General features: G+C 53.8%; 31 protein-coding genes. 5 read left to right on the top strand and 26 right to left on the bottom strand.

Going from position 1 to position 20,718, the window contains the following annotated elements; genetic code table 11:
- Positions 1-18: 18 nt before the first annotated feature.
- The 23 genes from J3348_RS01740 to J3348_RS01630 all read right to left on the bottom strand — a co-directional run bounded on the left by J3348_RS01740 (position 19) and on the right by J3348_RS01630 (position 15,849).
- Entirely contained in the window at positions 19-1,449 is a 1,431-nt protein-coding gene (locus J3348_RS01740; RefSeq protein ID WP_207698163.1) for a capsid protein, read from the bottom strand.
- Positions 1,449-2,723, bottom strand: coding sequence for a phage terminase, large subunit, PBSX family (locus J3348_RS01735; protein ID WP_005946569.1), 1,275 nt, complete (start codon positions 2,721-2,723; stop codon positions 1,449-1,451). The genes J3348_RS01740 and J3348_RS01735 overlap by 1 nt, the downstream gene beginning before the upstream one ends.
- Entirely contained in the window at positions 2,720-3,127 is a 408-nt protein-coding gene (locus J3348_RS01730; protein WP_207698162.1) for a hypothetical protein, read from the bottom strand. Before J3348_RS01730 ends, J3348_RS01735 begins: the two co-directional genes overlap by 4 nt.
- Before the next feature lie 116 nt (positions 3,128-3,243).
- Positions 3,244-4,032 carry a radical SAM protein gene (locus J3348_RS01725; protein ID WP_207698161.1) on the bottom strand — a complete coding sequence of 263 codons (789 nt, stop codon included), beginning with the start codon at positions 4,030-4,032 and terminating at the stop codon, positions 3,244-3,246.
- 222 nt (positions 4,033-4,254) lie between these two features.
- Positions 4,255-4,839 (bottom strand): ParB N-terminal domain-containing protein, encoded by a 585-nt coding sequence (locus J3348_RS01720; RefSeq protein ID WP_173012904.1) that lies wholly within the window; start codon positions 4,837-4,839, stop codon positions 4,255-4,257.
- Positions 4,840-5,459: 620 nt separating this feature from the next.
- A complete protein-coding gene (locus J3348_RS01715; RefSeq protein WP_154256179.1) occupies positions 5,460-5,975 on the bottom strand; it encodes a hypothetical protein in 516 nt (171 codons plus the stop codon).
- Positions 5,972-6,514 carry a Holliday junction resolvase RecU gene (locus J3348_RS01710; protein ID WP_207698160.1) on the bottom strand — a complete coding sequence of 181 codons (543 nt, stop codon included), beginning with the start codon at positions 6,512-6,514 and terminating at the stop codon, positions 5,972-5,974. The genes J3348_RS01715 and J3348_RS01710 overlap by 4 nt, the downstream gene beginning before the upstream one ends.
- A gap of 98 nt (positions 6,515-6,612) precedes the next feature.
- The gene (locus J3348_RS01705; RefSeq protein WP_207698159.1) at positions 6,613-6,960 is read right to left on the bottom strand and encodes a hypothetical protein; all 348 of its coding nucleotides are present in this window, start codon (positions 6,958-6,960) and stop codon (positions 6,613-6,615) included.
- 16 nt (positions 6,961-6,976) lie between these two features.
- A complete protein-coding gene (locus J3348_RS01700) occupies positions 6,977-7,171 on the bottom strand; it encodes a hypothetical protein (RefSeq protein WP_207698158.1) in 195 nt (64 codons plus the stop codon).
- Complete coding sequence (locus tag J3348_RS01695; protein WP_005946577.1) at positions 7,164-7,328, bottom strand: hypothetical protein; 165 nt, start codon at positions 7,326-7,328, stop codon at positions 7,164-7,166. Before J3348_RS01695 ends, J3348_RS01700 begins: the two co-directional genes overlap by 8 nt.
- Positions 7,328-7,552, bottom strand: a complete 225-nt coding sequence (locus J3348_RS01690) for a hypothetical protein (protein ID WP_005946579.1) — start codon at positions 7,550-7,552, stop codon at positions 7,328-7,330. Before J3348_RS01690 ends, J3348_RS01695 begins: the two co-directional genes overlap by 1 nt.
- A 2-nt stretch (positions 7,553-7,554) precedes the next feature.
- On the bottom strand, positions 7,555-10,056 hold the full coding sequence (locus J3348_RS01685; RefSeq protein WP_207698157.1) for a DNA methyltransferase: 2,502 nt from the start codon (positions 10,054-10,056) through the stop codon (positions 7,555-7,557).
- A gap of 33 nt (positions 10,057-10,089) precedes the next feature.
- Positions 10,090-10,554, bottom strand: coding sequence for a siphovirus Gp157 family protein (locus J3348_RS01680; protein WP_207698156.1), 465 nt, complete (start codon positions 10,552-10,554; stop codon positions 10,090-10,092).
- Between the two features lie 142 nt (positions 10,555-10,696).
- Complete coding sequence (locus J3348_RS01675; protein WP_207698155.1) at positions 10,697-11,440, bottom strand: DUF6291 domain-containing protein; 744 nt, start codon at positions 11,438-11,440, stop codon at positions 10,697-10,699.
- 71 nt (positions 11,441-11,511) lie between these two features.
- Positions 11,512-12,165, bottom strand: coding sequence for a hypothetical protein (locus J3348_RS01670; protein WP_207698154.1), 654 nt, complete (start codon positions 12,163-12,165; stop codon positions 11,512-11,514).
- A gap of 24 nt (positions 12,166-12,189) precedes the next feature.
- Entirely contained in the window at positions 12,190-12,654 is a 465-nt protein-coding gene (locus J3348_RS01665; RefSeq protein WP_154256166.1) for a single-stranded DNA-binding protein, read from the bottom strand.
- Between the two features lie 3 nt (positions 12,655-12,657).
- The gene (locus J3348_RS01660) at positions 12,658-13,332 is read right to left on the bottom strand and encodes an ERF family protein (RefSeq protein ID WP_154256165.1); all 675 of its coding nucleotides are present in this window, start codon (positions 13,330-13,332) and stop codon (positions 12,658-12,660) included.
- A gap of 115 nt (positions 13,333-13,447) precedes the next feature.
- Positions 13,448-13,759 carry a hypothetical protein gene (locus tag J3348_RS01655; protein ID WP_154256164.1) on the bottom strand — a complete coding sequence of 104 codons (312 nt, stop codon included), beginning with the start codon at positions 13,757-13,759 and terminating at the stop codon, positions 13,448-13,450.
- 56 nt (positions 13,760-13,815) lie between these two features.
- On the bottom strand, positions 13,816-14,238 hold the full coding sequence (locus J3348_RS01650; protein WP_154256163.1) for a hypothetical protein: 423 nt from the start codon (positions 14,236-14,238) through the stop codon (positions 13,816-13,818).
- A gap of 8 nt (positions 14,239-14,246) precedes the next feature.
- Entirely contained in the window at positions 14,247-14,507 is a 261-nt protein-coding gene (locus tag J3348_RS01645; protein WP_154256162.1) for a hypothetical protein, read from the bottom strand.
- On the bottom strand, positions 14,504-14,761 hold the full coding sequence (locus J3348_RS01640) for a hypothetical protein (RefSeq protein ID WP_097775530.1): 258 nt from the start codon (positions 14,759-14,761) through the stop codon (positions 14,504-14,506). The genes J3348_RS01645 and J3348_RS01640 overlap by 4 nt, the downstream gene beginning before the upstream one ends.
- A gap of 93 nt (positions 14,762-14,854) precedes the next feature.
- Positions 14,855-15,073 carry a helix-turn-helix transcriptional regulator gene (locus J3348_RS01635; RefSeq protein WP_143405602.1) on the bottom strand — a complete coding sequence of 73 codons (219 nt, stop codon included), beginning with the start codon at positions 15,071-15,073 and terminating at the stop codon, positions 14,855-14,857.
- 26 nt (positions 15,074-15,099) lie between these two features.
- Positions 15,100-15,849 (bottom strand): phage regulatory protein/antirepressor Ant, encoded by a 750-nt coding sequence (locus tag J3348_RS01630; protein ID WP_242702829.1) that lies wholly within the window; start codon positions 15,847-15,849, stop codon positions 15,100-15,102.
- Positions 15,850-15,912: 63 nt separating this feature from the next.
- Here J3348_RS01630 and J3348_RS01625 point away from each other — a divergent pair, with 63 nt between their 5' ends.
- Positions 15,913-16,518: a hypothetical protein gene (locus J3348_RS01625; RefSeq protein WP_207698153.1), complete on the top strand. Its 606-nt coding sequence runs from the start codon at positions 15,913-15,915 to the stop codon at positions 16,516-16,518.
- Here the strand turns inward: J3348_RS01625 and J3348_RS01620 are convergent.
- Together J3348_RS01620 and J3348_RS01615 are read right to left on the bottom strand one after the other, a co-directional pair.
- Positions 16,463-16,702, bottom strand: a complete 240-nt coding sequence (locus J3348_RS01620) for a hypothetical protein (protein ID WP_143405601.1) — start codon at positions 16,700-16,702, stop codon at positions 16,463-16,465. The two genes, J3348_RS01625 and J3348_RS01620, sit on opposite strands and share 56 nt — an antisense overlap.
- 44 nt (positions 16,703-16,746) lie before the next feature.
- Entirely contained in the window at positions 16,747-16,965 is a 219-nt protein-coding gene (locus J3348_RS01615; protein WP_097775526.1) for a toxin-antitoxin system, antitoxin component, Xre family protein, read from the bottom strand.
- 152 nt (positions 16,966-17,117) lie between these two features.
- Between J3348_RS01615 and J3348_RS01610 the strand changes: the two genes are divergently transcribed.
- The 3 genes from J3348_RS01610 (at position 17,118) to J3348_RS01600 (ending at position 18,972) form a co-directional block, all read left to right on the top strand.
- Positions 17,118-17,756, top strand: coding sequence for a LexA family transcriptional regulator (locus J3348_RS01610; RefSeq protein ID WP_154256160.1), 639 nt, complete (start codon positions 17,118-17,120; stop codon positions 17,754-17,756).
- A gap of 50 nt (positions 17,757-17,806) precedes the next feature.
- Entirely contained in the window at positions 17,807-18,610 is an 804-nt protein-coding gene (locus J3348_RS01605; protein WP_154256159.1) for a hypothetical protein, read from the top strand.
- A 65-nt stretch (positions 18,611-18,675) separates the two neighbouring features.
- Positions 18,676-18,972, top strand: coding sequence for a hypothetical protein (locus J3348_RS01600; RefSeq protein WP_097775523.1), 297 nt, complete (start codon positions 18,676-18,678; stop codon positions 18,970-18,972).
- Here the strand turns inward: J3348_RS01600 and J3348_RS01595 are convergent.
- The gene (locus tag J3348_RS01595) at positions 18,969-19,142 is read right to left on the bottom strand and encodes a hypothetical protein (RefSeq protein ID WP_154256158.1); all 174 of its coding nucleotides are present in this window, start codon (positions 19,140-19,142) and stop codon (positions 18,969-18,971) included. The genes J3348_RS01600 and J3348_RS01595 overlap by 4 nt on opposite strands.
- 270 nt (positions 19,143-19,412) lie before the next feature.
- Between J3348_RS01595 and J3348_RS01590 the strand changes: the two genes are divergently transcribed.
- The gene (locus tag J3348_RS01590; RefSeq protein ID WP_207698152.1) at positions 19,413-20,549 is read left to right on the top strand and encodes a tyrosine-type recombinase/integrase; all 1,137 of its coding nucleotides are present in this window, start codon (positions 19,413-19,415) and stop codon (positions 20,547-20,549) included.
- The last annotated feature ends 169 nt before the right edge of the window (positions 20,550-20,718 follow it).

Raw genomic sequence — 20,718 nt, 5'->3', positions numbered from 1 at the left:
GGTAAGACGGCGGCAGCATCAGGCACCCCCGAAGGTGAGGGCTTCAGGGCTGCGGTTCTCGGCATCCGCTTCGGCGGCAATGGCCTTGGCATCGTCCTCGCTGTAGCCCTCGAACTCCACCAGATACCGCCAGAAGGGGAACTTGCCTGCGGTAACGTAGCCCCAGTACATCTGCTTGCGCTCTTTGGGGTCAGAGATGATACTGTCGTCAAAGTCAAAGGTCACGTTGCAGTCGCCCGGCGGGGAAACGGCTGCGCCGCTGTTCCACTGGGCATCCAGCAGCTTGCTGATGGAGTATACCAGATCGGTCAGCGCATTGCCCAGCGCCCGCTGCAGATCCTTGACGGTAGTGTAGCTGCGCTGCTTGCTGCTCCTGATCTCCTCAGCGGTCTTGTCCACGTTCTGCGGGTCGGACAGGGTGCCGTAGGCAAGGCCGCACTGGAACTCCACCCGCTTGAGCATGGCATCCATCCCCCGACGATAACTTTCATCGCGCAGGGCAGGGGCAAACACCTCGTAGAGGTTCCGGCCATTGGCCCCGGAACTGCCGTTCAACCAGTTGCGGTAAAGGCGCTGCTCACGCTGCGGCATAACGCTCTCGCCGTTGATGTCGGGCCGAAGGGCGGTCTGGTCAACGTCAAGGGCCAGCTGCCCGCCGTCATACTCCCACAGCAGCCGCCCATACTGTTCATCGGTATCATGGATGGTGTCAACAGCAGCGGCATAGACGCTCACGCCCAGCGGGGAGTGCCGATCAGTGGAATTGCCGCTGGACACTCTGAAATAGCCCCAGAGCGGGCGGTCTACATCGGAGAACTCGGTGTGCGGCGAGATCGCGGCCCATTCCGGTACATCGGTCAGCGGCACCTCGATGCCGAGGTCTGTACTGGTCATTGAGCGGAACGCCTTGACCGTGATGCTGTACGTGCTGCCGGAAAACTCGTGATCTTCAAGACGAGTGTAAATGCGGTTGCCGCGCACCAGATGGTCATAAAAAATAGCCCCGGTCATGCGGCCAGAGCTGTCAAAGCGGGTAGGGCAGAAGCAATCCCCCTGCACAGCATCGATCTGGATGCGTCCCTCTGCATCGAGGAAGGGCCGGAACAGGATGCCGCCCAGCGCACAGCCGTATTCCACCGGGGTGCGCAGATCCGCAATGAAAGGCTGCAGCATGGTGTTGATGCTGTCGGCACGGGCACTGCCGGAAACAATGCATTCCATTTCAAGCGTGGTCAGACGGGCCAGCTCCGATGCAACACTCTGGGCCAGCTTCAGGCTGTGCAGAGCGTTCTTGCCGCCGTGGCACCACGGTCCGCCGGTATCGTACATCTGCGCCCACAGGATGATCGCATTCTCCATGCTGTAGGACACGCTGGCGCTGACAGTGGTATTTTCACCGAACAGCAGCCGTGCTTTCTCCCGCAGCCAGAAAAGCAGTCTGTCAAACATTACTTTCGTCTCCAATCTGCCCAGCGAATCAGCGGGGCCAGTATCGTATAGCAGAAATAGCGGATGTCGTCCATGGCGTGGTCGTTCTCCTTCACAACGCGGTCCTCTTTGGCTTTGTCGTCCCAAGAGTACAGGCCGAACTCCCGGCGGGATGCCGTGCAGCTTTCGTGGATAGTCACAAGCCCGGCCTGCATCAGGGATGCCACGCAGCGGATGCCGTTCAGCACGTCGTTGTCTGCAGGGATCACCAGATACTTGCCGTGCCGCCGGATGGTCTCAATGAAGGAAGCAGCGGACGGGTCAACCACCACCGCCTGAATGTAATAACCCTTGGTCAGGCGTTCCAGCTCGGCATAGTGCTCTTCGTCCGTGCGCTGCACACGCTCGGCACGGCTGTCAAAATAGCTTTCCTTGATTCGCAGGGCCTTGCCATCATGAATGACCCACAGGCCCATGCTGCAGGGATTGTGCGTGCCGTAGTCGATGGACACGTAAAACTGCCCGTCGATGTGGGAAGCATCACCGTGAAAGAGGTAGGTGTCCTGCCCGGCGGAGAAGAAAGGGTATACAAGGCCCTCGGCAGCTTTCCTTTTACCGAGGATATCACGGGCATACCAGACTGTGCTGCGGTCGTAGGTTGCAAGCACAGCCCGGAGCTGGTCGTCCGAAATGCTCATGTTATCGGCAATTGTGAAATGCCCATAGTTGAAGCCGTATTCTGGGTTCTCGTTCTGCTTCTTTTCGTGCAGATTCAGGATATTTTCATAGTACCAGTGACCCTCTGCCTTGGGGTTCAGGTCGTGAAATACCTTTCTGTCCGGGCTGGACAGGGTACGGTCGAATACTTCCTTAATGAAAGTTTCGCTGCATTCATTGGCTTCGGTGATGTACGCGGTGCCGTAGGTGTTGCCCTTGATCAGCTTTTCGTCACCGGCTTTGCCACCACCGGACACCAGCACCACCTTTTCACCGGTGGCAGTCTGGATGTACAGACAGTCGCGGTTCTGGTAGGTGCCCTCACGGCAGCGGCCCTCAAAATAGTTTTTCAGGCCGAAGCCGTCACAGTCCAGAATGTTCAGCCGGGCCGTTGCAGTTGATACGCCCGCAATGAGGTGTATCCTGCTGGGATGCTTTTCCAAGATGGTGCAGTAGGCCATAGTAATAAGCACGTTCTTGCCGCCGCGTTTGCCGCCCTCAGCCACATTGAACCAGTGGTCGAAGCAGTTCCAGAAGAAACGCATCTGGTTTTGTGAAAAAGGTGCAGGTATGTTCATGTCTCAAAGTCCTTGATGTCACGGTCAGGCACGGGCCGCTGCAGCAGATCTGCAAGCGTCTGCATGTCGTTATTCTGGGCTTCGGTCGTGTTCTCCTGCGGTTTGTCCTTCCACTTGTCTGGCTTCCGGTTTTTCAAATAAAAAATCTGGGCCGTGACGTTTGCAGGCACAACGACCTGTTCCTCTGCATACTCAATGCGTTCTTCTTCAAGCCGCTTTTTTCCATCCACCATGACCTTTTTCAGCTTGATGGGCTTTTTTACGATCACGGTGCGTGTCTTGCAGCTCTCGAACAGCTCATTTTCCACAATGTAATCAGCGTTTTCCCGCCCTACTTTTAAAGCGTCGGAAATGTCGGGAAATCGGCTTTTCCATTCATTCAGGGTATCGCGGTGGATTCCCATGTTCTGAGCTATCTGTTCCTGCGTCAGGCCGTCTCTAGCCCATCCACGAAGCAGCGTCAGCCCTTCCGGCTCTAACCACTGCTCATACTTACCTTTGCGGCCAATCGCAGATCACCTCATTTCAGACCAAAGGTCTCGTTCACATAGTCACGCTTCGTTTTGTAGACGTTGAGCATTTCGCTTTCAAAGCTTTCCCCTCTGAGCCTTCTGGAATTGGCTGTGTTCTGGTACAGCGACTGAAAGCACATCGCTGTACCGGTTTTCTGCATCTGAGGGGTCTTTGCGGGCTTCCCACCATGAAGCAGGTGGTTCAGGTTATACTCATTCACCTTGAATCCGGGAAGGTCAGAGACACCGCAGCAACAAAGGCTGTCTCCCAGTTCTCTTGTTCTGTTTTCTCCGCTGTAAAGAGCAAGGCCAAGTTCATGCGCCCTCTGCTTCAGCTTAAGAATATCGCCCTCGATCAGGGCTTTCGGATAGGTATAGTCTCCCGCAACCTTAACAAGGCCCGGTCTTTTGCTTGCAAACTTCATGCCCTCGACAATAACGCCGTAGGCACCAGCTGCCTTGAACTTTTCAAGGTTTTCGTAAACTTCTCCGTATACCTCATGCATGTACGGCTGAATCCTGACGGTCAGGCGCTTCACACTCGGAGCAACCTTTCTCGCAATTTCCAGACGTTCTTCAAACGATGGTGCGCCTTCTTCGAGCTTGTCATAGCTGCTGCACACCATGCTGATCTGCACAACGCAGTTGCACTTCTTCAGCAGTTCGAGATATTCAGGCTCTGCGATGATCCTTCCCTTTGTCGAAACAACAAAGGGGTATTTGGTTTCAGCAAAGACGCGCAGAGCGTTGTAGCTCATGCGGTAATAGCGCTCACAAGGCTGGAAAGGGTCGCTCACGCCCCCCAGTGCAACGGAATATTCCAGTCACACCAGTTGGTCTCAGACGTTCGCTTTCCCTGAATCCAGCTCATGAGGGCTTTCACGCCTTCACCTTTCTGCACCTTGCTGATGTCATACTTTCCGTTCCGCTGCACAAAGCAGTATTTGCAGCCGTGCGTGCATCCCTTGTAGGTGTCGAAACGGATAGGCATATCGCACAACCAGCATTGCGACCCGCAGTTAGGCATCTTCATCCTCCATAACGCCGCGAATACAGTTCAAGATGGCTTTTTCAAGCGGCTCCTTCGTGTTCTCGCTGATGTATCCCTTGATTTCTTCCTCGCACTCAACGGGGAACGTGAAGGTCACGGAAAATTCTTTCTTTTCCGAAGCCTTTGTGAAACCGTCCTCCATAAGGCTGTCAATGTAGGATACGCCGGCATCATCGTCCTGCGGAATGTCAAAATCAAAGTCGAAGTCGCCAAAATCGACTTCAAGCAGCTCCCGTTCCAGCTTGGAAAAATCCCAGCCGGTCATTTCGCCGGTCTTGTTCGCCAGCAGGCGGTATTTCTGTTTCTGCTCTTCCGTCAGGCCGGTGTAGCGCACCACGTCGGCCATGTCCACATTGAGCTGCATCAACGCAAGGCGGCGGGTGTGACCGCTGAGAATGACGTTGTTTTCGTCAACCTCGATGGGATCGAGTGCGCTGCACTGCTTGATGCTCTCAGCGCAAGCGTCTACAGCTGCAGGGGAGATCACGCGCGGGTTGTTCTCATACGGCACCAGATCGGAGACCGGCATTTTCAGCAGTTCTTTCTGAATCATCTTTTTTCTCCAAATAAAAAGCCGCCCGGAAAACCGAACGGCAAAGATATCAAAAAATAAGCAGCACCCATGCATTCAGTTTGACGGACAGGCGTAAAACGGGCGGGTGCTGCTGCATCTGGAACTTTCGCGGCCAGATGCCCCGCTATGCTTTGCACAGCCGTCCCCCGACTGTACATTGCATGGCGCTCTGGGCAGGCCTTGAACCTGCAACCTACGGTTTTGGAGACCATCGCTCTGCCAATTGAGCTACCAGAGTAAAAAGCCGCCCTTGGAATCGAACCAGCCGTGTCTACACACACGCGCCGCGCTCCAAACTGCGCTCAGGCGGCAAATGGCGCGATATTGCGGAATCGAACCGCATCCCATCTCCCGGTTCGGTGGGGTGTCCATTTGCACATATCGCATAGATGCGCAGTCCGCGAAACGTGAAGAGAGAAAAATGCCTGCAAAGCCAAAAGGAGGAAAATTATCATGGGGGTTCGTTTCGGAGACTGCGTGTATCGGTTTGCCTTTCCGGCATTGCCGATGGTACTATTCAATCACTTTCGCACGGTTTCTGTACATACCGCGTACATACCGCGTACATACCCGAAGCTGTACAAAAAATCACGCGTTTTTTATGCACTTTCGTCAAAATCGCAAAAAGGTGTTGCTTCCCAGATCTCTGCAAGGGCTTCAAACCCTACTGTGATGGCTCTGGATGCCGTGTGTGCCTGTGCAAAGCCCACCTCAGCGGCGGCCTGCTCACGGGTCTTACCCTCAACATAACACAGGATGATGCACTTGCTGCGGCGGATGGATGCCGTGTCAGCATTCAGCAGATATGCCGTATCAATGGCCGCCTTCTGCATCTCCACATACTCGCACTTGAGGGCAGCCAGCTTTTCCTCTGCTTCCACAATGGCCGCGCCACCGTTCCCCACCTTGTCACTGGTTCCAGAACGACCAGGTGCAGCTGAAACGCTGGATGTGGTGGCGGTAGCGATGCACTGTAGATCTACAATGCGCTCTTCCTGCTGCTGAATCTGTGCCCGCATTCTTGGCAGTCGTTCAAACCATGCCCGCACCAGCTGGGCCTTTTCATTCTTAGGTGGCTTTTCGTTCTCGCTTTCAGGTGTCCATGTGCGGATCATTGTTCCTCCTTTACTCCTTCCAAAAACAGCAGCACTCCGGGTGCTGCAAACGGGACGCGGTAAATTTCAATGTCTGATTGGGTGATGTACTTACGGCCAAACAGCCGTTTCATGTCCTTCCATACGGCCCACGGGACGCGGTAGAAAGCCCTGCCGCTAAATGAGCATAGTACAAAGGCGACACCTCCGAGAGCTTCTGTGCGGCTCAAACGAAGCGCTTGCGCGGTCAACACACGATCAAAGGTCAGCCGGTCACTGTCAGTGTGCTTTGCTTCAAAATTGATGGCTCTTCCGCCTTTGAGAATGCCTTTGTAGTCCGGCTGGGCCTGTTTCGTGTAGCAGGCAAGGAACCGGCCAGCACGGTCCGGGCTTCCAATCGGACGCATCGGTTCCGGGGTCTTTTCGATGTCTGCAAGGCCGATGGATCTGTAATAGGCGCAGGCATTGTCAATGATGCTTTCAAAGCTAGCGCCCTCTGCGCGGCTTCGGGCACCTGTATAGCTGCGGCGAATACTTGCCGCCGTTCTTCGGTTATTCATTGCTCAATTCCTCCACATAGCGCCATCCTTGGGGCGGGCGAGTGATCTCCACAGGCCGCATGCTCAAAAGCACAGCTTTCATTCTCACGTCTCTCCCTTCAGTAATACTCGATTTCCACCAGCGAGGTGGACACCAACTCAAAACGTCCATCTTCCAGAGGGATGCGGAGCAGGTGATACTGCTCTCTGCAAGCGTATGATTTCGGCAGCAGCTCTCTGAAGTCCTCCACGGTAATGGTGTACTTCGGCTTACGCCTACCGGCATAGCCAACTTTTTCAATTGCCGGGGAGTAGACCGTGACATGGTAGCAGGGATGGTCAGCAGTTTCAGCTTCAGTTTTAGTTTCAGCATCAGCAGATGTCGAACTACAGGATGTAAACCACAGCGTCACAATCAGCAATGCTGCTGACACGATAAAGCAGGCCATTCTCTTTTCGGTTTTCATGCTTCACTTCGCCTCCTCAAAAATCCCAGTCGTCGGGGACATACAAACGGCACTCTCCATCCCCGTTGTCGCTGGTCGGTTTATCAAACGGGCAGCCCGGGCAACCATTTCCGACTGCTAAGTGGCAATGGCAAAAATCCATCAAATAATGGGCCATGTCCTCCGGCCTCATAGTGTCGGTTTCAGGGTTAGATTTCGCTTGATTATTCATCGTCGCCCCTCCAATACTCCACGAAATAGGTCAAAGTAGATTTGCCGCTGCGCTTTTCCTTTCCCACGCGGACGGTGTAGCCGTTCATCGACAGGACGACAACCAGAGCTTTCCGGTCCTCCACCTTGTCGCAGTCAATCTTGTAATGCTGTGACATTACCTGTACTCCTTTCCGGTGGCCTTGTCCCTTAGCGGGATGCGGCCAATGATTTCAAACCCTGCGATACCGGCCATCTGGCGCAGCAGGGGAACGATGTCTCCGATTCTGTCAAGCCGGGCGGCTTCCTTCTGGTACTCGTCCCGGCAGATGTTGCGCATGGCCGCGGTCGGTGTCGGGTCTGCATAATGCTCGGCATTCCGGCCCATATTTTCCTTGCTCATGTTCAAGCTCCATTCTCCAACAGGTCAAACAGAGTGGGTGCATCCTTTTCTGCATCCGCAGATTCCAGATAGCCCACGCCGTCACGAAAATAATCCGGGTTCAGCTCCACGCCCTTGCCCTTGCGGTTCATCTTCACCGCTTCATACGGCACCGTGAAAAGCCCTGCAAAGGGGTCAGCAACAAGTTCGCCCTCATTGCTGTACCGCTCAATCAGGCGCTGCACGATGTCGATCTGAAGCGGGCAGACGTGGAGGTTCTGCCGCCGCTGGCTCTGGGAGGTGTTGAGCGTTTTCATCCGCACAATGTCGTCCCAGACCGTCATATCCCATGAGCCGGGCGCAACGACCATAAAGGTGCTCGGCAGCCGTCCGTCTTTGTCGAGGCTTTCTGCGAGTTTGACGTGCTCGCCGTAGTCGTAGACACTGTCGCGGCTGAACTTCCGGTAGACGCTCTGGAGTTTGGAGGTTGGAATCTTCTCCAGATTCTCCCTAGCAAAAGGCCTGTCGCCGCTGGAACGCCAAAACGCATGAGCGTCAATCTGCCACTGGGCGCGGGTGTATTCCTCTTTGGACTTCTTCACCGGCGTATCGGCATATCCACGGCTGCAATCGGTGGGCAGCTTGCGGAACAGCAGGATGTATTCTGGGCAGCCAACACCCATCTTCGTGCCGTCCTTGCACTGCTCCGTCCATCCCAGACGGTAGGTCTGGTTATTCTCCCGGACAACGTCCGTGACAACCGTAATCATTCCGAAATAGGCGAACCCATGCTTCCGGAAATGAGCGATACAGTCCGCGTGAAACGGCTCAATGGTCGGCGCTGCAAGGCCGGTGACGTTGGCGAACTCCACGCGATCTTTCACATGGATTGCAGCCACGCGACCCGGCTTCAGGGTGCGCAGCAGTTCCGGGGTCAGATAGTCCATCTGACGGAAGAACTCTGCATCATCCGGGTTATGGCCGAAGTCATTGTACGAGGGCGAATATTCGTAATGGTTTCCGAACGGGATACTAGTCACATACAGGTCAATGCTGTCCGTTGGCCAGTTCCGGACTTCTTCCACACAGTCGTTGTTGATGGCCGTGTAATTGTTTCCCTTGACTTCCACTCTCTCACATCCTATCGTTCTCTTCAGGGTCTCAAGCGCAAGGCTACCGAGACCGTATTCTTTGATGATTTCCTCCATCTGCTCGCTCAGTTCATCGTACTGTCTCCACTTGCGTTGCAGCGCCAGCAGCACCTCCGTCTCCGTGTCCATGTACAGGATGTCGATGATGACCGGGGACTTTTGCAGGAAACGGTAGATGCGGTGAATGGCTTGAATGAAGTCGTTGAACTCGTAGTCGATGCCCATGAAAATGGCGCGGTGGCAATGGCGCTGGAAATTGCAGCCGGAACCGGACAGGCTTTTCTTGGTTCCGAAGATGCGGGTGCGGCCCTGTGCGAAGTCCATGACCCGCTGCTCTCTGGTTTCCAGCTCCATGCTGCCGTAGATATCGACCATCTCCGGCACGGCCTTTTTGAGCGCCTTGCGCTCGTCCTCCAAATCGTGCCAGACCACAAAATGCTCGTCCGGCGGTGCCTCCGCAATGATGCGGGCTACCTCGGCGGCGCGAATATCGATGCTGTCCCGCTTCTCTTTGGCTGCATCCTGCAAGCCCATCGCGGCATCATGGCCGAGCTTCATCTGGCCGTCGGCTTCAAATTCAGCGGGCCGGTCAAGGCTGTTCAGCTTGTGATACCGGATGTCCAGCGGCGGCAGGGCGTAACCATCATCCGAGAATCCGAGATCGGACGGCTTCTGAAGGAAAAGCCCCCAGCTGGCGCACCAAATCCAGAACTCCCGCTCGCGACCAGGATAAAGGGTCAGGTTGTTCGCTTTGGTGCTGTCCCTCTTGAAAAAGCGGGTCAAGCTCTGGCCGGTGTCCATAATTTCGAGGAACCCGGCATAGTGAATCAGCTCTTTGTAGCGGTTCGGGCTGGGTGTCGCGGTGTTGGTCAGCTTATACTTGATGCCCTTGAACTTCTGCATGAAGCTCTGATAGGTCTTGCTGCCGAAGCTGCGCAGTGTGGCGGCCTCGTCCAAACTGACCGCTGTGAAATGATGCGGGTCAATGTCGCCGTCTCTGACGCGCTCGTAGTTGGTCAGGACGATGGGGGCTGTGCTGGCCTCCACTTCGGCCATCGTGCGGCAATAGGGCGGCTCGTCAATGCCCAGCAGGTTCACAGCGTCGGCCTTGAACTCCGGCAGGACGTTCAGCGGCATCACAACGAGCGTCTGTCCGCCCTCGTGCTTCTGTAGCAGTCTGCACCATTCGAGCTGCATGATGGTCTTTCCCAAACCGAAGCGGGCGAAAATGCCACGGCGGCCCCCGCGCAGCGCCCACAGGACGCTCACGCGCTGGTGATCTTTCAGCGCCGGGCTGACCTCGGCGGGGTCAATCTCGATACCGGACAGGGGAGCAATGTCGATTTTGCGCTCCAAAAACTCCTTGTATGTCATTTTGCGTGTTCATCTCCCATTGTTCTCCCTCCCTCACTTCACAGACGGGTTCACGCGTTCAACCAGCTCACAGCCGGGCACTGCCGTGCCGGTCTTGAGCAGGGCCGCAATGGCCGTTTTGTTTGGCGTGCGGGTGGTCATCTCGGTCATGTACTCGGCAGGGACGGCAGCTTCATCCAGCACGCAGACGGCCTTACTGCGGCGAAAGCTCACCGCGCACCGGTCACTGCTGAAGTTCTGCCCACCCAGAGCATCGGTCAGATAGTGCTTGAGACTGTCGATCTTGCGCTTTGCGGCTGCCTTGCGGTCAGCAAAAGCCTTTTCCTGCGCTTCAAAGGCCGCAACATCGGCTTCGAGGTTCTTTACCCAGCAGGCGATGTTGTCCACCTTCTCGGCCTTTGCCATGTTCAGCTCTTCCAGCCGGTCGATGTCCATAACCTCGCCGGTCTCCTGATCGATGCAGTCCAAAATCTGCGAGTTGATCTCATACAGGTTCATAGTGCTTTTTACCTCCATTCGTTCAGAGCACGAGAAACGGCCCTGAACGGCGTTTTGCGTTTTGTGGTATAAAACTTTGCCGGTTTACCCTAAAACCATGCTCAGAGGGCCGCGTATGCCGGTCTGAGCGCGTGTGTACCGGCTATTGCTTTTTTAATGGCCTTCGCCGGGCTGCGTCTGCCAGAAAATTCTTTGCATTTTCGGCTTCCTCTGCCGGGCGGCTTGCCATGAACGCCCGGTTGCGCGGGGCATTCGCCTTTTTTGCTTCATCCCTATCACGGGATATCCACCCGGATGCTGCAGCCTTCCAGTTCTTCATGGGATTCCGGCCCACCTTCCAGCCGTTGGACTCGTAGTAGGCATGGAACCGAATAGCCTGCCCTTCTGTGCCACCCTTCTCCGCAAAGTAACTTTTCACCGTTTCAACATCCGGCGGTGAAAACCTGCTTTTGGGGGTAGGGGACAGCGCTTCAGCGCTACTACTATCAGATACTTTAGTATCTGTTGTACTTTGTACTTTGTACTTTAGGGGCCTTTTGGTTTCGTTTGGTTTCTCAAAAAAACCAATTGGTTCCGTTTGGTTATCGTCAAAAACCTTTTGGTTTTCGTCGGTTTTCTTTGGTCTGCCGCCCTTTCGACCTGCTTCTCGGTGCGCAAGAATAGAACGTTGATACGTCTTTATGTTTTCGTCCATAAATGAGCGCAGGGATTCAAAGGCCACCTGTTCGATAGGCTCAAGCCCTTCCGGCTCTTTGCCGTGCTCCACATACTGCCGCATTTTTGTGAGCACGTTTTTGTATTGCTCAGGTGGCAGGATGTCCAAGATTACGAACTTGTCAAAGGGTATCAACAAGCCTTTTGGGCGAGCCATTTCGATATCGTCCACCACTAACCACCTCCTTCCCGTTTTTGAAAACCAAACGCTTTTCGTAAAAACCATTTGGTTTTCTTTGGTTTTTACAGGTCGATGATCTTAACCTCTACGCCGTAGCCGATGACGTTCCGGCACTGCTGTTTGATGCGGGGGATTGCAACAGCGCTGCTTTTGAGGAACTTCTTCGTGCTGGGGGTGCAGGCCAGATACAGCGTAACGCCGTCCAGACTGGCCTTGGTTCCGCGCAGGTTGTCCGCAATGAACTTGTCACCGTAGACCTCAACACGGCGAATAACCTCTCCCCAGTTCGCAAAATTCTTGCCCGGATACTTCGTAGGGGTGGTTTCCTGTTCAGCCTGCTGGCTGTTCTTGCTCTTGAGTTCGTTCAGGGCATCCAGCATTGCCGTCATGCAGGAAGAGCACACCTTGATCTCGTTCTGAAGCTCAACAAGGGCACTGTTCAGGACCACCAGCTGGTCAATGGCCTTCTTCATGTCCTCGTTCTGCTGGTACAGGCGGCTGTCGATAGATTTCAGCAGGATACACACCCGGCTATCATCCGGGGTATCATTCGGTACATCCGCAAGCATGAAGTCGTATGCACCGTTGCGGATATTGATAACTGCCGACACGGAACGACCGATAATGGCTGCGACCTCTGCATCTGGCAGGCCCTTACTAAGAAGAAGCTTTGCATTGCGCACCTCTTCCGGCATAATATTTCTTTTTGCTGGCATTTTTCTCTCCCTCATTTCTGCCGCTCAGAACGGCAAATCTTCATCGTCGTTGATAACGGCAAAATCGTCCGTGCCGGTCTCAGCCGTCTGCTGGGCGCTCTGAGCGTTTCTAGCTTCGCGGGCATAACTTTCCGTCTGTTCATCAAAACCCCGTGTAGACGTGTTGTCAGGGGCTTTCGAGCCGCAAAAGCTGACCTCACGCACCTGAATCTCATAGGCAGTGCGGTTGTTGCCCTGCTTGTCCTGATATTTCCGGGTCTGCAAGCTGCCATTGACGGCGATCATGCTGCCCTTGTCGAAATACTGGGAGATGAACTGCGCCGTCTTGCCCCATGCAACGCAGGGCAAGAAATCCGTCTCGCGCTGGCCATTTGCAGAATAGCTGCGTTCGCAGGCGACATCAAAAGAGCAGATCTCCTTGCCGCTTGTGGTGGTGCGGAGTTCCGGGGTATGGGTCAGACGTCCAATAGCTGCGATCATGTTCAGCATAGATCAGCCCTCCTTCGGCTGTTTCTGGGCACACGTCCAGCACAGGACGCGCCCAAACTTCTTCTTGGTGCTTGCGGCGGTCTCTGCCGGTTCAACGGTGCGGTTCTTATAAGACACCGGCTGAAGTGGTTTGCCGCAGCAGGCGCAGATAAAGGGCTGTTCCTGTACAGGCTGCGATTTCGGGGCAGGAGCATTACGCTTCGGAGCAGGAGCTTCACGCTTCTGAGCAGGCTGCTTCTGCGGCTTGTTCACACCTGCGGGGTTTCGACCTTCTGCCGCATGATACTCGTCCGTGTCGGCATCCTTGGTATCGTCGATGCAGAACAGGCCGTTCAGGGCATACTTGCGGGCGTAGCTGCTGGATGTTCCCGTCACCTGTGCAGCGTCCATCTTGGTTTTTTGCTCCGGCTCTCTTGCGTATGCCTTCACGGAAATGCAGCCACCATCCAGAGATTCCAATTTTGCAGTGGCTTCGATGTAGTGCCACCCCTCAAGAACCTTCGGTTCATCGGAGAGCGTAAGCAGCAGGTCATGAGCCTTGAGAATAGGCTTCACTGCTTCCAAAATGTCCTCACAGGAACGATATCTGTACCCGCCGAAGGTGTTCATCTGCCCTTTAGGGGCCTTGAGTTCGCTCTGCACAGCGGCCAGAGCGGCGTAAATGCTTGTGCTTTCCATTACTCTTCATCCTCCTGATCTTCGGTCTGTTCTGTCCCTCGCGGCAGGAAATAGTAATCATCCGGCGGCTCAAGTGCCGGGCCGTAGCCGTCAAGGGAAAGGTCGTACATCGGATTCATACTGCCACCTCAGGTGCCGGGTCAATGGCGGCAGGGGAGATGTCCGGTGCAGGAATCAGCTTTCCAGCGGTCAAACGCTGCAGAGCAGGGGAGTGCTGCGTTTCGCTTGCAGGCTTCCCGAACTTGACCTCGGCACCCAGATCTTCGACCTCGACCGTGACGCGCAGGCGGTACAGGCTTCCTGCTTGACCGAGGGTAGAATAGACATCGTTCATCAGCTTGTCGATGACTTCCGGGACATAGTTCCCGCCCACAAACCTGCCGTCGCTCGAAAAGCGGCCCTGAATCTCAACATAATTTTTTTCCATCTGTAAAAACCTCCGATTTTGTGGTATCATCGGGGTGATGAAGTCGTTCAAACTCATCATCCCTTGCAGCTCGTCGGTGTTGGCGCACCGGCGGGCTTTTTTCGTATAGTGCGTACCGGCGGCAGGCTGTCCACCTCGCTGCGGTCGATACGTTCCCGCGCAAATGTGTACTTGTAAGTTCGATGGCTGCCGCTGAGCCCATGGCTGACGGCAGACGCAAAGCTGTTCGCGCTCTTGTAGCCCAGCCGCCGGGCACACATCTCAGACGTGCCGGATGCCAGCAGATCGCCGGTTTTGGCATCCCAGACGGTGTACCACATGACGCTGGTAGCGTTTTCATTACGCGCCCTATAATCCCTGCAATATTGGTTGTGGCGCTCTCTGCGGCAGGAAGCGCAAAAGCGCAGGTTGCCAGCAACATTTTCCATCACCTTGCCGCAGTCCAAACAAACGCGGGTAAAGTGCTTTCCTTTATTCATGGGTGGTGTCAGCCCGCCTTCCTGCCGCTCTTCACGGTATTGGCCTGCGGCTTGTGAATCTTGCGGGGCCGCTTCTCACGCGCTTCGGCTGCAAAGCCCAGCCGCATGAAGAACACCGCCAGCAGAATCAGCACCATAGCCGTAATGAACGCACCGTCCGAAATGGTGCCGCCGGTCTGACAGGTGCCCTCGAGGCCCATGCTGTACAGCAGGCCCGTCGCAAAGCTCCCCATTGCAAGCCAGTACCAAACGCCAGATTTGATTCTCATGCGGATTCTCCTTTCTCAACAGTAGGGAAGAACAGCTCCCCGATTTCGTCCTGCCGGATGTCCAACAGTTCACAAATTGCTACGATCTCTTTACTTGTCCACGGCTGGTGCCCGTTCATCCGGGCGCTCATAGTGTACCGGCCAATGCCGCTATGTTCAGCGACTTCCTGATCGCGGTAGCCGCAGCTGTGGAACCGCCCCCGCAGCTTCCAGTACGGAATCTGCCGGAAGGTGCCCTGTACGACCTTCATCATGCTTTTTCGACCTCTTTTCTTTGATGTGTGCCAGCCGTGCAGGCTGGTTCTTGTCCCAGCGGGCTTCCCGCCAGTATTTGTTCCGCCCGTTCATCAGGCGGTCTCCTTGCCAAGACGCTGCTCCTTCTCCTGCTCGCTCAAAAGCTCGCGGGGGTCAACGTTCAGCGTGTCGGCAATGGCCTTGAGCGTCCGGGGGCTGGTGCCGCCCTTCTTTTTGATGTAGTAGTAGGTGGCCCGCTCAAGGCCAGCAGCCTGCATCAGCTCGGTAACATTTACTCCCCGTAAAATCATCAGGGATTCAATTTTTTTCATGCTTACCTTCAAATTATCACCTTCTTTCACGCTTCCAGCCGCTTTGCCCGGACATTCAGAAACTGGTTCACAAAGTAAATCTGTCCCTTCCCCGTGACTTTCGGGGTCTTGTTGATGCTGGTGTGGCCGTCCGAGTGCACCACGGTGGTCTCCTTGATCTCAAACAGGCACATTTCCACGGCCCGCTGGGTGGGCATATTATAGTCGCTGCGCTTGGGGTCGCGGATCAGATAGCCGTGCTCCCGCATCCAGCTGAACAGCCGGTTCTGCCCGATCTGCACACCGTTCTGGCACAGCAGTTTTGCCAGCTCACCTACAAGGATGCTCTTCTTGCTGGCGCTTACAGCATCCGCAAAGATGCCCTTCGGGGTCAGCTCTGCAATCTGAGCGTCCTTGTGTTCCAGCTCGTCGTGGGCGGCAATAAGGGCCTGCGCCATCAGCTCCGCGCGGGAAAGCTGCGGGCGCTGTGCCAGCTGCTTCTCCATCTGGTTGAAGGCCTCGATGTACTTGAGCTTCCACTGCACGGCTTCCTTGCCGGTAAAGCCCATGGCCAGCAGGGAAAAGCCGTCGCGGTTCATCAGGTACATGGTGGCCTTTTTGTTTTGAGCAGTGGTGTACTCGGTCTTGTGGAACATTTTGAGGAGAGCGCAATTTTGCGCCGTCAGATTTTTGATGGAGCGGAGCACATCTTTATGCTCTTTTCCGAATCGTTCGGCAACGTCCCGGCTGGATGCCACCGGTTCGCCGTTCTGGGTGGATAAGATGATGTCGTTCATGGTGAAGATGTACCTCCTTGTATTCACTTCACTTTCGCTGTAAAATAAAAAAGAGGAAAGGAGGTGAATGAAAAAATGATTTTTGAAAGTCTTTTAAGCATGCATGGTCTGAATATGCAAATTGAGCGAGATGGCGAAATTATTGCAACCGTTCCGGGTTTGCCGAACCGGGAAACAGCAACGAATCGGCAGTACGTTGGGTTTTGCCCGGGAACCGATATTAAGATAGACGACGTTGTTATCACTCCAGCCAGTGAACGGCTTTATGTCACGGAAACGCAGGCATCGTTCTTCCAGAAGCAGCAGGAAGAAATAAAAGCGTTCTATATGACCGAAGTCGAGAAAAAGCGGAAAGAAAACGAACAGCGTCAGAGCAATATTTATAACATCGGTACAGCTTACGGTTCTGTAATTGGAACAGCCAATACAGCGACCATCAACTACCAGACGAATTTTCAGGAACTGCGGGAAAGGGCAGAAGCTGAAGATGCACCGGACAAAGAGCAAGTCCAGAAGTTAGTTGATCTTGTTGAGATGATCGTAAATGACCAGATTCCTCCGCAGAAGGGATTGTTGTCCAAGTTTTCCGAAACGATGGAACGTCACTCGTGGATTACAAGTGCTGTTGCATCTGCGCTTGTATCGTGGTTGACACAACTTCCGCACTGATCTCGATGGTCAAGTTTAACAATGCTTTTCCATTGCTGGACTGAACCAACGAATAATCCTTCACGTTCTGGATAACCGTTCCGTCTATCTGGCAGCTAAAACGATTGTCCAAGTGCGACAGCTGAATCTCTTGCGCCCCGCGCTTCTCTTCCTTAGGAGCGTGGGGCCTTTTGCTGTTGCTCATCTTCTTCACCTCCTTTGAAAATGAAACTTGCAAGAAAAGTGTAATTAAATTCCACTTTTCTTGCAAAAAAATATGGAATCACGCTGCTGCATGTCCATGCCGAGAGTATTGGCCAGAGTGTCAATTTCACTGGCCTTAAACTCGGTCTCGTTATCAATTTTCATCTGCAAAGCATACGGTGTCAGGCCCATAATTTCGGCAATGGCCTTATATTTAAGCCCGGAATCTGCAATGATGGAACGCAGCGCATTGGTGTCGGTCATGGTTGTCACCTCCTTTCAAAGTGGAATTGAATTCCACTAACCACATAATAGCACCGAGTGGAAATAAAGTCAACCTTTTTTGAGGAAAAAATAAAAAATACTTGAATATTATTCCACTCTATGATAAGATAAGAGCGAAGGTTGGTGATTTTATGGCAACTCTATACGACAGAATCAAAAGCCGCCGCACGGAGCTTGGCTTAACAGTCGAAGAACTGGCTCACAAGATGGGCTATAAAGATAAATCTTCTATAAGTAAGATTGAAAATGGTAAAGCCGATATCCCACAATCAAAAATTGCAGCATTTGCTGATGCGCTGCAGACCACCCCCGCCTACCTGATGGGCTGGGAAGAACAGCCGGAGCCCAAGAAGCCCACCATCCCCCCGGGCTTTGAGCCGATGCCAAAGATGAAGAAGATCCCGCTGATCGGAGCCATTGCCTGCGGGGAACCCATCACGGCAGAGCAGAACATTGAAAAAATGGTGGACGTGCCGGAGAACATCCGGTGCGATTTTTCCCTGACCTGCCACGGTGACAGCATGGTGGATGCCGGCATTCACGATAAAGACGTGGTGTATATCCGCATCCAGCCGGAGGTGGAGAACGGCGAGATCGCAGCGGTGCGCATTGATGGTGAAGCCACCCTCAAGCGGGTATATTACAACCCCGGCACGCTGACCCTGATGCCCGCAAACCCGGCTTATGCGCCCATGATCTACACCGGCCCCCAGCTGGAGGAGGTGCACATTGAGGGCAAGGCCGTAGGCTGGACACACTGGGTGGGGTAATTTTGGATTATCGGAGTCATTCCAGTCTATATAGCGAAGGAGTGTTATGTATGAAGAAAACTATGAAAAAGACCGCTGCAGCACTGTGCATTGCCGCAACGCTTGTATCTGTGGCAGCGCCGGCAATGGCTGTCAGCCCAGCAGAATATATGAGCACAGCCGCTCTTGAAGAATGCAATACTGCGACGGTAGCGCAGGTGGAAAGCCTGATCAACCAAATCGGAACCGTCACGACTGCCCGCCGCCCGGCAATTGTGGCTGCCGTGAATGCCTATAATGAATTGGACGATGCAAGCAAGGCGCAGGTCAGTAACTTTGCGGTGTTGGCAGAAGCCCAGCAGGTGCTGGGACTGAAAGACGCTCTTGCAAAGCTGAAAATCAGTTACGATAAGGTCGAGGACGCAAGAAGCTATGTGTCACCCACGGAAGACCGACTGAGCAATCAAGGCAAAAGCTATATACTGCCCTTCTTTGTAAATGGCAGCACCAATGATCCGTCAATGTTTTTCATGGTTCTGTGTAGCGGCAACAAATATGTGTACTTGGACACGATCACGATTCGCGCAGGCGAGTATAAATACACCTACACGATCGATTGGACGGATGTGGATCGTGGCTATGATGGAAAGCAGTATTGGGAACTGACCTCCTTTGTAGGCGATGATGAAGATATCCAGTGGTTTAAGAATATTTTGAGCGCTGATGAAATCATTATCCGATACAGCGGCGATGGTGGCAGCATCGACCACACAGTCTCCCCCGAAGAGCGTCAGGCGATTACGGATGTTTTGAACGCATATGATCTGTTCAAGGCAGCAAGCCCGACTGTGCGCGCAAAGGCTTTGAATAACTGATGTGAACTAAACAAAAACGCCCCCGGTGCTGCGAACACCGAGGGCGCAGAAGGAGAAAATACGGGATGACAAAAGATACCGAAAAGGTCTTGCTGAAACTTTATCGTGCATACACGGAGCGCCGCAAAACCTTGCCGAAGTCTCAGGCAAAATATTTTGCATCAGAAGATGTGTCGGCTGCATTGCCGGGGATCCCGTGGGATGACGTGAGAGAGGCGCTTGCGGAACTGCGTGATGATGGCTATATCGACCTTTACATGATGGGTGCCTGCGATCTGTTTCCGAAGGCTATCGAGTACGGCGAAACGGCTGTCGAACGCGGCATTGACAAGGCGCTGGATGTGTGGAGTAAACTCCATTAACCGAGTTTCAGTTTGTCCACCGAAATGTTCAGCGTCATATCTGCGAGGGGATGGCCCGCATCGCACTGGATGGAGAAGCCTTTGACGCGATGGACTTCAACACCGTTCAACTTCATTTTGAAGTCTTTTTCGTCAAGATAAAGTTCGACGGCATTCTGACGCTCTGACATGATAGAACCTTTCTTTCTGTGTATGAATGAAAAGATTCGTTCACGTTCATTATACATCAAAATTATGCTAAAGTATAGCATAATTTTGATTTGCACAAACAAATAAAAAAACCTCCCCCGGTGTTACCAGCACCGAAGGAGGTTTCCGAACCGCTTGCCCGAAGGCGTCACGGCTCTGTACAGTAGATTTTGGCGAACCTCTGCACAGACTATGATACCACCTCCGGGCAGGCTTGTCAAAGTGTACCCTTGTGTATGGAGGTGGATTTTATGAAAAAACGGGTCAACACGGCGTTTTGGGTCGAGAAGGAAAGCCGCTGGTGCATCGCAGTTCAGAAGAACGGCACCCGCAAGCGCTTTTACAGCAGTACGCCGGGCCGAACAGGACAACGGGAAGCAAACGCAAAAGCGGATGCCTGGCTTGATGATAGCATCAGAGACGGAAAAAAGAAGGTCAGCGCCCTTTATTCAGAGTGGGTGGAAGAGCTGAAGCTCACCTGTGGCACATCCTATGTTACGCAATGCCAGCGTTACGGGGACTGCTATATCCTGCCGACCTGCGGGAACATCCGCATTGACGAGCTGACCGAGGGCGACCTTCAAAAGGCAATCGACGTTTCGTTTCGGAAGCGATCCCAGAAGAAGAACCAGCGCAAGCCGATTTCAGACAAGCCATTGAGCCGCAAAACGCTTATGACGATTCGGGCGGCGGAAACCGCCTTTGTCAAGTGGTGCCGAAGGAACAAGTACACGACACTGCATCCTGATCTGTCTATCCCGAAGAATGCGAGAATGGGAAAACGCACAATTCTTCAGCCCACCGCTCTAAAGGTGCTGTTTAGCGTAGATACCCGTACCTACTACGGAAAGCCGGTATTTGACGAGTACATCTACGCCTACCGCTTTGCAGTTGCGACCGGCCTTCGTCCCGGAGAGCTGATTGGCTTATGGTATGGAGACATCAAAGGGAACACGGTCAACCTTCGGCGCAGCATCAACGTGCACCGGGAACAGACGACCGGAAAAAACGAAAACGCAATCCGCTCTTTTGACATGGGCAAGGAAGCTCGCGAGGCATACGAGGCACAGGTGCAGCTTCTGAAGGCTCAAGGTATACTTCTGAACTACAATACCCCGCTGTTTCAGATCCCGTCAGAACACGCGCTCTATCGCCGCTGGGAATCCTATCAGGAAGCAAACGGGCTTGAGCCGAAAGTTTCACTTTACGAGCTGCGGCACACCTTTGTCAGTGTTGAATCCAGCGTCCTGACTGACAGCCAGCTGAAGATGCTGGTCGGTCACAGCAAGAACATGGACACTGCCGGAGTGTATCGGCACGAGCTTGACGGTCAGAGGGAAGATCTTGCTGCCGCTACCACCGCGGCATTCAAAAAGGCACAGGCCTGACTCTGGTAACAGTTTTGGTAACACTCTTTTTTGTAAACGTAGCAAAATACATGGGCCACAAACCAACCCAACTACCTTTTTAGCAAGTGCTTAGGCGCGTTGCAGATATGTTTTTGACGTCACTCAATCATTTTTTGTTGTTCGATTCCCATCGCCTCCACCAACAAAA

The sequence above is a fragment of the Faecalibacterium sp. Marseille-Q4896 genome (assembly GCF_017377615.1).
GTDB lineage: Bacteria > Bacillota > Clostridia > Oscillospirales > Ruminococcaceae > Faecalibacterium > Faecalibacterium taiwanense.
This window is presented reverse-complemented; position numbering and strand designations above follow the sequence as displayed.

Bases quoted from the DNA above. Each gene is read 5' to 3' on its own strand.
- J3348_RS01735 (WP_005946569.1), bottom strand. From the start codon at position 2,723: ATGAACATACCTGCACCTTTTTCACAAAACCAGATGCGTTTCTTCTGG.
- J3348_RS01640 (WP_097775530.1), bottom strand. From the start codon at position 14,761: ATGATGAAGGTCGTACAGGGCACCTTCCGGCAGATTCCGTACTGGAAG.
- J3348_RS01595 (WP_154256158.1), bottom strand. From the start codon at position 19,142: ATGTCAGAGCGTCAGAATGCCGTCGAACTTTATCTTGACGAAAAAGAC.
- J3348_RS01670 (WP_207698154.1), bottom strand. From the start codon at position 12,165: ATGCCAGCAAAAAGAAATATTATGCCGGAAGAGGTGCGCAATGCAAAG.
- J3348_RS01615 (WP_097775526.1), bottom strand. From the start codon at position 16,965: ATGACCGACACCAATGCGCTGCGTTCCATCATTGCAGATTCCGGGCTT.
- J3348_RS01660 (WP_154256165.1), bottom strand. From the start codon at position 13,332: ATGGAAAGCACAAGCATTTACGCCGCTCTGGCCGCTGTGCAGAGCGAA.
- J3348_RS01620 (WP_143405601.1), bottom strand. From the start codon at position 16,702: ATGAGCAACAGCAAAAGGCCCCACGCTCCTAAGGAAGAGAAGCGCGGG.
- J3348_RS01690 (WP_005946579.1), bottom strand. From the start codon at position 7,552: ATGAGCAAGGAAAATATGGGCCGGAATGCCGAGCATTATGCAGACCCG.
- J3348_RS01655 (WP_154256164.1), bottom strand. From the start codon at position 13,759: ATGGAAAAAAATTATGTTGAGATTCAGGGCCGCTTTTCGAGCGACGGC.
- J3348_RS01720 (WP_173012904.1), bottom strand. From the start codon at position 4,839: ATGATTCAGAAAGAACTGCTGAAAATGCCGGTCTCCGATCTGGTGCCG.
- J3348_RS01715 (WP_154256179.1), bottom strand. From the start codon at position 5,975: ATGATCCGCACATGGACACCTGAAAGCGAGAACGAAAAGCCACCTAAG.
- J3348_RS01740 (WP_207698163.1), bottom strand. From the start codon at position 1,449: ATGTTTGACAGACTGCTTTTCTGGCTGCGGGAGAAAGCACGGCTGCTG.
- J3348_RS01730 (WP_207698162.1), bottom strand. From the start codon at position 3,127: ATGGGAATCCACCGCGATACCCTGAATGAATGGAAAAGCCGATTTCCC.
- J3348_RS01685 (WP_207698157.1), bottom strand. From the start codon at position 10,056: ATGACATACAAGGAGTTTTTGGAGCGCAAAATCGACATTGCTCCCCTG.
- J3348_RS01710 (WP_207698160.1), bottom strand. From the start codon at position 6,514: ATGAATAACCGAAGAACGGCGGCAAGTATTCGCCGCAGCTATACAGGT.
- J3348_RS01700 (WP_207698158.1), bottom strand. From the start codon at position 7,171: ATGAATAATCAAGCGAAATCTAACCCTGAAACCGACACTATGAGGCCG.
- J3348_RS01665 (WP_154256166.1), bottom strand. From the start codon at position 12,654: ATGCTGAACATGATCGCAGCTATTGGACGTCTGACCCATACCCCGGAA.
- J3348_RS01610 (WP_154256160.1), top strand. From the start codon at position 17,118: ATGGCAACTCTATACGACAGAATCAAAAGCCGCCGCACGGAGCTTGGC.
- J3348_RS01650 (WP_154256163.1), bottom strand. From the start codon at position 14,238: ATGAATAAAGGAAAGCACTTTACCCGCGTTTGTTTGGACTGCGGCAAG.
- J3348_RS01680 (WP_207698156.1), bottom strand. From the start codon at position 10,554: ATGAACCTGTATGAGATCAACTCGCAGATTTTGGACTGCATCGATCAG.
- J3348_RS01645 (WP_154256162.1), bottom strand. From the start codon at position 14,507: ATGAGAATCAAATCTGGCGTTTGGTACTGGCTTGCAATGGGGAGCTTT.
- J3348_RS01705 (WP_207698159.1), bottom strand. From the start codon at position 6,960: ATGAAAACCGAAAAGAGAATGGCCTGCTTTATCGTGTCAGCAGCATTG.
- J3348_RS01600 (WP_097775523.1), top strand. From the start codon at position 18,676: ATGACAAAAGATACCGAAAAGGTCTTGCTGAAACTTTATCGTGCATAC.
- J3348_RS01605 (WP_154256159.1), top strand. From the start codon at position 17,807: ATGAAGAAAACTATGAAAAAGACCGCTGCAGCACTGTGCATTGCCGCA.
- J3348_RS01630 (WP_242702829.1), bottom strand. From the start codon at position 15,849: ATGAACGACATCATCTTATCCACCCAGAACGGCGAACCGGTGGCATCC.
- J3348_RS01590 (WP_207698152.1), top strand. From the start codon at position 19,413: ATGAAAAAACGGGTCAACACGGCGTTTTGGGTCGAGAAGGAAAGCCGC.
- J3348_RS01635 (WP_143405602.1), bottom strand. From the start codon at position 15,073: ATGAAAAAAATTGAATCCCTGATGATTTTACGGGGAGTAAATGTTACC.
- J3348_RS01695 (WP_005946577.1), bottom strand. From the start codon at position 7,328: ATGTCACAGCATTACAAGATTGACTGCGACAAGGTGGAGGACCGGAAA.